General features: G+C 65.8%; 7 protein-coding genes. 5 read left to right on the top strand and 2 right to left on the bottom strand.

Features of this window, described 5'->3' with window-relative positions; translation table 11 throughout:
* Positions 1–166: 166 nt before the first annotated feature.
* Together EOA75_RS25925 and EOA75_RS25920 are read right to left on the bottom strand one after the other, a co-directional pair.
* Positions 167–706 carry a protease inhibitor Inh/omp19 family protein gene (locus tag EOA75_RS25925; RefSeq protein ID WP_067323653.1) on the bottom strand — a complete coding sequence of 180 codons (540 nt, stop codon included), beginning with the start codon at positions 704–706 and terminating at the stop codon, positions 167–169.
* Positions 707–799: 93 nt separating this feature from the next.
* Entirely contained in the window at positions 800–1,339 is a 540-nt protein-coding gene (locus EOA75_RS25920; protein WP_245466738.1) for a VOC family protein, read from the bottom strand.
* A gap of 134 nt (positions 1,340–1,473) precedes the next feature.
* Between EOA75_RS25920 and EOA75_RS25915 the strand changes: the two genes are divergently transcribed.
* The 5 genes from EOA75_RS25915 (at position 1,474) to ftsY (ending at position 6,961) form a co-directional block, all read left to right on the top strand.
* Complete coding sequence (locus EOA75_RS25915) at positions 1,474–2,487, top strand: MBL fold metallo-hydrolase (RefSeq protein WP_127325484.1); 1,014 nt, start codon at positions 1,474–1,476, stop codon at positions 2,485–2,487.
* A 59-nt stretch (positions 2,488–2,546) separates the two neighbouring features.
* Entirely contained in the window at positions 2,547–2,708 is a 162-nt protein-coding gene (locus tag EOA75_RS25910) for a DUF1328 family protein (protein ID WP_066991727.1), read from the top strand.
* Between the two features lie 116 nt (positions 2,709–2,824).
* The gene (gene dapF / locus EOA75_RS25905; protein ID WP_127325483.1) at positions 2,825–3,709 is read left to right on the top strand and encodes a diaminopimelate epimerase; all 885 of its coding nucleotides are present in this window, start codon (positions 2,825–2,827) and stop codon (positions 3,707–3,709) included.
* Positions 3,709–5,037 (top strand): tRNA (N(6)-L-threonylcarbamoyladenosine(37)-C(2))-methylthiotransferase MtaB, encoded by a 1,329-nt coding sequence (mtaB, locus tag EOA75_RS25900; protein ID WP_127247354.1) that lies wholly within the window; start codon positions 3,709–3,711, stop codon positions 5,035–5,037. The genes dapF and mtaB overlap by 1 nt, the downstream gene beginning before the upstream one ends.
* A gap of 13 nt (positions 5,038–5,050) precedes the next feature.
* On the top strand, positions 5,051–6,961 hold the full coding sequence (gene ftsY / locus EOA75_RS25895; protein WP_127325482.1) for a signal recognition particle-docking protein FtsY: 1,911 nt from the start codon (positions 5,051–5,053) through the stop codon (positions 6,959–6,961).
* Positions 6,962–7,080 lie beyond the last annotated feature (119 nt).

The raw sequence follows: 7,080 nt of genomic DNA, 5'->3' as shown, positions 1-7,080 counted from the left end.
GGATCGCGTTCGACCACGCCGGTTTCCACCAGATGGTCGTAGCGCTGCCTGACGGTCGCATGCGTCTGAAGGCCGTCACGCAGGTGCATAGGTCACGTCGTTCTCGGGCAATTCGGAAAGCGGCTTGCCGTCCGAAACTGCGTGAAACAATAGGGGAGGGTCCGCCCTACCTTGTAAGCGAGATCGGCTGGCCGTTGGAAGTCTGGCCGTCGAACTTTTCGCCGCCGGAGGAATAGAGCCTGGCCAGCGTGCCGCCGTTTTCGTCGTAGAGCGTCAGCTGCTTGCCGGCGACATTCCACGACTTGATGCCGTCGATCGGAGCCGGGCAATGCAGCGGACCGGCGCGGTAGCCGGCGCCGAACTTGGTCTGCGGCGTCGCCACTTTGCAGCTCTGGCCGGAGACACTGACATTCCAGACGCCGGCGACGCTGGCCGCGGTCAGGTCCGCGGCGCCCGTGGGCGCCGAACCGTCCGGCGGCAGCGAAGCCATCTGACTGTTCTTCGGCGCGGTGGGGAATTGCGACGGGTCGGTGGTGCCCGGAGCAGCCGGCGGCGGCAGCTGGTTCTGCGTCACCGTGCCGGAGGGCGCCGGCGTGAGCGGCGCCGGCTGCTGATCGTCCATCGATGAGAAGCGCGAGGTCGAGCAGCCGCTCGCAACGAGCGCGGCCAGCGATACGGCCAAAAGGCCAGTCTTCGAAAAAATCATTCCAACCTCCGTCGGATCCGGTGGGGGGCGCCGTCCGCGTAAACACTCGCTTCACCAAGATGGCGAAGGTGGCAGAATTTCAACCCGATATGGTTAAAATAGGGTTTTCGGAGCTGGTGTTGCAAATTTGTCGCGACGGCCTTCCTCACCGCGGCCCCAATCGAGAAGTTGGACCCTAACGTATTGAAGTTTCAGGCTCGCAGCCGCGCTGGGCACGAAGACATACCCGTCCGGACCAACGATATAGCATTCGCGCAAGCCATGCGGCTTGTCGATCGAGCCGGCCAGCACGATGTGGCCGAGTGCTGCGGCCTTTTTTTCGACCGCATCCGGATCGGCGCCATAGAGGCGCAGCTCGATGCCGGCGCCACGCGTTTCGGCTCCGGCGAAGACGCCGGTTATCGGATTGTCGAGATAGGAATGGTCGGCATGCAGCATGAAGATCGAGCCGAGCAGCTCGATGGCCGCGAAATCCTCGTCGGCATAGATGATGCGCGCGCCTAGCACATCGCGGCAGAAAGCCTCCATCGCCGCCATGTCGGTGACAAGCAAGTTGACGCCCAGCCCATGCGACAGCGAGCGGCCGAAATCCTCGGCCTTCATCCACGGTGTCCCGGTCCGCTTCTTCGCCACGGTGCTATCCCTCCACACATCGTCGATCCTAGTCGAAGCCGACCGTTGGCCCTTGGCATTCCCCAGCAAAATGCTTGCGCCAGGCGGCGGCGTCCTTATTTCAGGACAAGCGACAGGGAGTGGGCGGAGAAACGATGGCCGCAAGAACAAGAGCAGCCAACCGCTACTATAGCGGCCCACTCAGCGATCATTTCGACGGTAGCCTCTTTTTCAATCCCGAGGGCAGGCCGCCGGCGCGCTTCACCGATTTGCTGAAATGGCAATTGAGCGGTGGGCGCTCGAAATGGCCGGCGGCCTGGCCGAGCCCATATCCCCAGGCGAAGCCCGAACAACGGATCGAAGGCGCTGCGCTTCGGCTCACCATGGTGGGTCACGCCTCGCTGCTCATCCAGACAACCGGCCTGAATATCCTGACCGACCCGGTTTGGTCCGAGCGTGCCTCGCCTTTCGGCTTCGCCGGACCGAAGCGGGTCAACCCGCCGGGCATCGCCTTTTGCGACTTGCCGCCGATCGACCTGGTGCTGCTCAGTCACAACCACTACGACCATCTCGACCTCGCGACCCTCAAGCGGCTGAAGCAAAGCCACGACCCGATGGTGATCACGCCGCTCGGCAACGATGCGATCATCGGCACTGCCGTGCCCGGCATGCGCGTGTCGGCACATGATTGGGGCGACAGCGTCGAAGTCGCCAGCGACGGCATCATCCACATCGAGCCGGTGCATCACTGGTCGGCGCGTGGCGGGCGCGACCGCCGCATGGCGCTTTGGGCGGGATTCGTCATCGATACGGCGGGCGGCAAGGTCTATTTCGCCGGCGACACGGGCTTCCACGGCGGCACCAACTACCGCCGAATGGCGGAAAAGCATGGCTGGTTTCGGCTGGCCATCCTGCCGATCGGCGCCTATGAGCCGCGGCGGTTCATGGCCCCGCAGCACCAGAATCCGGCGGAAGCCGTCCAGGGCATGAGGCTGTGCGGCGCCGTCCATGCTGCCGGCTGCCACTGGGGCACCTTTCAGCTCACCGACGAACCGATCGAGGAGCCTGCGCAAAAGCTCGCCGAGGCATTGGCGGCCGAAGGCATTTCGCCGGAGCGTTTTCGCGCCATGCGCCCGGGCGAAGCATGGGATGTGCCGCCGCCTGGCTAAGGAACCCAGCCCGGGCAAACGCGTTGGTTGCACAACGCAAATCCGCCTCGGAGCCTTCCATGATCAAATGGATCATCATCCTTCTTATCGTTGCCGCTGCGGCAAGCCTGCTTGGCATGCCCGCGCTGGCCGGCGCCGCCGCCACAGGTGCCCGCATCCTGATCGGTATTGTGCTGATCATCTTCCTGCTGATCGTGCTCGGCGTCTTCGCCGTGACTTAGCCCGCATATTCGCCGCGGCAGGCCAGAGCCGCGTCCCGGCCGGGAGTCGCGTTGCACTGGTAATTCCCGCCCGTTTCCGCCATATAGCGCCAAACGGAATTGGAACGACCGGTTAGATGGCAGGCACTGCCCCATTCGCCAAGATGAACGGCATCGGCAACGAGATCATCGTCGCCGATATGCGCGGCCGTGGCGACAAGGTGACCGCAGCCGCGGCGATTGCCCTCAATGCCGACGCGGCGACCAAGTTCGATCAGATCATGGCGATCCATGATCCGCGCACGACCGGCACTGCTTATTACGTCGACATCTTGAATTCGGACGGCACCGGTGCGCAGGCCTGCGGCAATGGCATGCGCTGCGTCGTGCAGGCGCTTGCGGCCGAGACCGGCCAAAAGACCTTCACCTTCGAAACCCGCGCCGGCATTCTCAATGCTCAGGAACATGCCGACGGCTCGATCTCGGTCGACATGGGCAAGCCGCGTTTCGGCTGGCAGGAGATCCCGCTTGCCGAGGAGTTCCGCGACACCCGCATGATCGAACTGCAGATCGGCCCCATCGATGCGCCGGTGCTGCATTCGCCTTCGGTCGTCTCGATGGGCAATCCGCACGCGATCTTCTGGGTCGATCGCGACGTCTGGTCCTACGAGCTCGACCGATTCGGTCCGCTGCTCGAAAACCATCCGATCTTTCCCGAGCGCGCCAACATCACCATCGCCCAGGTCACCTCGCCCGAGACGATGATCATCCGCACCTGGGAGCGCGGCGCGGGTCTCACCAAGGCCTGCGGCTCCGCGGCCTGCGCCGCCGTGGTGGCTGCCGCCCGCACCAAGCGCACCGGCCGCAGCGTGTCGCTGATCACGCCCGGCGGCGGCGAGCTCAATGTCGAGTGGCGCGACGACGATCACGTCATTTTGACCGGCGCCGCCGAATGGGAGTTTTCCGGCAGCTTCGACCCTTCGACCGGCGCCTGGGCCCGCGACACCGAAAGCGTCGCCTGATGTCCGCTCTTCAAAAGGGCCCGGCGCCCGAAGGGCCTATCGGCAACGGTATCGACGTGGTCACGTTCGGCTGCCGCCTCAACACCTATGAATCGGAGGTGATGCGCCGCGAGGCCGAAAGCGCCGGCCTCGGCGCGCTGGAAGGCGGCGCCGTCATCTTCAACACCTGCGCCGTCACCGCCGAAGCCGTGCGCCAGGCCAAGCAGGCGATCCGCAAGGCCCGTCGCGAGAACCCTGAAGCGCGCATCATCGTCACCGGCTGCGCCGCGCAGACCGAGCCGCAGAATTTCGTCGCCATGGACGAGGTAGACCTGGTGCTCGGCAATGAGGAGAAGCTCAAGGCGAACTCCTACCGCGCGCTGCCGGACTTCGGCGTCAACGATACCGAGAAGGCGCGCGTCAACGATATCTTCTCGGTGCGCGAGACGGCGAGCCACATGGTCGACGCCATCGAGGGCCGGGCGCGCGCTTTCGTGCAGGTGCAGAATGGCTGCGACCATCGCTGCACCTTCTGCATCATTCCTTACGGCCGCGGCAATTCGCGCTCGGTGCCGATGGGCGCCGTGGTCGAGCAGGTCAAGCGTCTCGCAGCCAATGGCTATGCCGAGATCGTGCTCACCGGCGTCGACATGACCAGCTTCGGCGCCGACCTGCCGGGCAGCCCGAAACTTGGGAAGCTGGTGAAGACGATCCTGCGACAGGTGCCCGAGGTGAAGCGGCTGAGGCTGTCGTCGATCGATTCCATAGAAGCCGACGACGAGCTGCTCGACGCGATTGCCACCGAGCCGCGGCTGATGCCGCATTTGCATCTGTCGCTGCAATCGGGCGACGACATGATCCTGAAGCGCATGAAGCGCCGGCATTTGCGCGATCAGTCGATCCGCTTCTGCGAGGACGTGCGCAAGCTCCGTCCCGGCATCGTCTTCGGCGCCGACATCATCGCCGGCTTCCCGACCGAGACCGAGGCGATGTTCAAAAACTCGGAGAAAATCGTCGCGGAATGCGGCCTGACGCACCTCCACGTCTTCCCGTTCAGCCCGCGCGAGGGCACGCCCGCCGCGCGCATGCCGCAGCTTGGCCGCGAGGTGGTGAAAGAGCGTGCCGCAAGGCTGCGCGCCGCCGGCGAGGCCGCCTACCGTCGCCATCTGGCCGCCCTTGCCGGCACGCGGCAATCGATCCTGATCGAGCGCGATGGGCTAGGCCGAACCGAAGGTTTCACGCTTGCCGCGATTGGCGTTGGACAGCCGAGCGAGATCGTCGAGGCGGTTGTCACCGGCCATGACGGCGCCCGGCTGATCGCGGCGCCGCTCGCCGCGCAAGCCGCCTGAGACTGCAAGACGTATGGCTGGTTTCTTCAAGAAGATATTTTCGTTCGGCAAGAAGGAAGTCGTCGAGGAGCGCGTCGACGAGACCGCGCCCCTGCCGCCGATCAAATGGGACGCGCTCGAGGCGCTGAAACCGGAAACCGAGCAGGAGCCTGCGTCCCGCAGCGCCGACGCCGGCGCCAATCACCCTCGAGCTGCGCTCGGGACCTCCCCCATCGAGGGGGAGGCAGGACCTGCGCCACAACCGGTTCCCGAGGAGCCGAAGCCCGAACCCCCACCGGACATTCCGCCGGCGCCGGAACCCGTCATCCCGCCGGCACCGGAGCCGGTTGTTCCATCCGAGCCGGAGCCGCTGCCGCAGCCCCAGCCGGAAGAAGAGCCGCGGCCCGCCCCGGAGCAGCCGCAGCCGCCTGCACCCGAGGAAGTGCCTGCTCCGCCCGAACCTGCACCTGAGCCGGTGCCCGCGCCGGCACCGCAGGAGGTGCCTGCACCCGCGCCGGCCGAGCCGGAGATCGAGCCTTCGCGTCCGGAGCCGCAGCCGGTGCCGGGGCCCGTCGAAGTGCCGACGACGCCCAGCGAAGTCCCGGCCGAGGCGCCAGCGCCGATCGAAGTTCCACCGGGCGAGGCACCTTCTATCGAGCCATCTTTAGAGGTCGGCGCCGCGCCTCATCCGCCTGCCGGCACCTTCTCCCCGTATAGTGCCGGGGAGAAGGAAGAAGCACCAACGCCGACGCCCCCTTCTCCCCGTTCTTCACGGGGAGAGGATGAGGGTGAGGCGCAGCGTCAGCCTGCGGAGGATTTGCCGCCACCGGAGCCGGCTCCGCCGGCGGAAGCCCTGCCTCCCATTCGCCAGGCTGCGCCGGTCGAGCCGGGGCGGATCCTTGCCGAGATTGCGCCCGAGCCAAAAGCTGTCCCCGCGCCGCCGCCGACCCCCGCTGCCGGCAAGGTGACGGTCGCCAAAAAGGTCGAGCAGAAGGCCGAGCCGCAGAAGGCACCGGAGCCGGCGCCGCGACGCTCCTGGTTCCAGCGCATGCGCGACGGGCTTGCCCGTTCCTCGCGCGAGCTCACCGGCAACATCGCCGGCGTCTTCACCAAGCGCAAGCTGGACGAAGACACGCTGCAGGATCTGGAGGACGTGCTGATCCGCGCCGACCTTGGCGTCGAGACGGCGCTGCGCGTCACCGATTCTCTCGCCTCAAGCCGATACGGCAAGGACGTTTCCGACTCGGAGGTCCGCGCCGTGATGGCGGCGGAAGTCGAAAAAGTCCTGACCCCGGTCGCCAAGCCGCTCGAGCTCGATCTCAGCCACAAGCCGCATGTCATCCTGGTCGTCGGCGTCAACGGCACCGGCAAGACCACGACCATCGGCAAGCTGGCGGCCAAGCTGACCGAAGGCGGACTTTCGGTCATGCTGGCGGCCGGCGACACGTTCCGCGCGGCCGCCATCGAGCAGCTGAAGATCTGGGGCGAACGCACGAAGTCGCCGGTTATCGCCACCAAGCTTGGCGCCGACGCCGCCGGCCTCGCCTACGATGCCTTCGAGAAGGCGAAGGAGGCAGGCTCCGACGTGCTGATCATCGACACGGCCGGCCGCCTGCAGAACAAGACCGAGCTGATGGCGGAGCTGGAAAAGATCGTGCGCGTGCTGGGCAAGCTCGATCCGGAGGCGCCGCACACCGTGCTGCAGACCGTCGACGCCACCACCGGTCAGAATGCGCTCAGCCAGGTCGAGATCTTCCGCAACGTCGCCGGCGTCAACGGCCTGGTGATGACCAAGCTGGACGGCACGGCGCGCGGCGGTATTCTGGTGGCGATCGCCGCCAAGCATGGATTGCCGGTCTATTTTATCGGCGTCGGCGAGCAGGTCGACGACCTCGAACCCTTCTCGGCCAGCGAATTCGCCAGAGCGATCGCCGGCGTTGCTTGAACGATCCCAAAAGCGCCGACTTTTGGGACAACAAGGACTTTCATGAACATCCTCGAACGCGACCCGTCCGACCCGCAGAAACAGAAGAAGGAGGGCATCAACCCGCCGCTCAAGCTCTG

Source organism: Mesorhizobium sp. M1A.F.Ca.IN.022.07.1.1 (genome assembly GCF_003997575.1).
Lineage (GTDB): Bacteria > Pseudomonadota > Alphaproteobacteria > Rhizobiales > Rhizobiaceae > Mesorhizobium.
This window is presented reverse-complemented; position numbering and strand designations above follow the sequence as displayed.

Coding starts and splice junctions, on each gene's coding strand:
- EOA75_RS25925 (WP_067323653.1), bottom strand. CDS start 706: ATGATTTTTTCGAAGACTGGCCTTTTGGCCGTATCGCTGGCCGCGCTC.
- EOA75_RS25915 (WP_127325484.1), top strand. CDS start 1,474: ATGGCCGCAAGAACAAGAGCAGCCAACCGCTACTATAGCGGCCCACTC.
- EOA75_RS25910 (WP_066991727.1), top strand. CDS start 2,547: ATGATCAAATGGATCATCATCCTTCTTATCGTTGCCGCTGCGGCAAGC.
- dapF (WP_127325483.1), top strand. CDS start 2,825: ATGGCAGGCACTGCCCCATTCGCCAAGATGAACGGCATCGGCAACGAG.
- mtaB (WP_127247354.1), top strand. CDS start 3,709: ATGTCCGCTCTTCAAAAGGGCCCGGCGCCCGAAGGGCCTATCGGCAAC.
- ftsY (WP_127325482.1), top strand. CDS start 5,051: ATGGCTGGTTTCTTCAAGAAGATATTTTCGTTCGGCAAGAAGGAAGTC.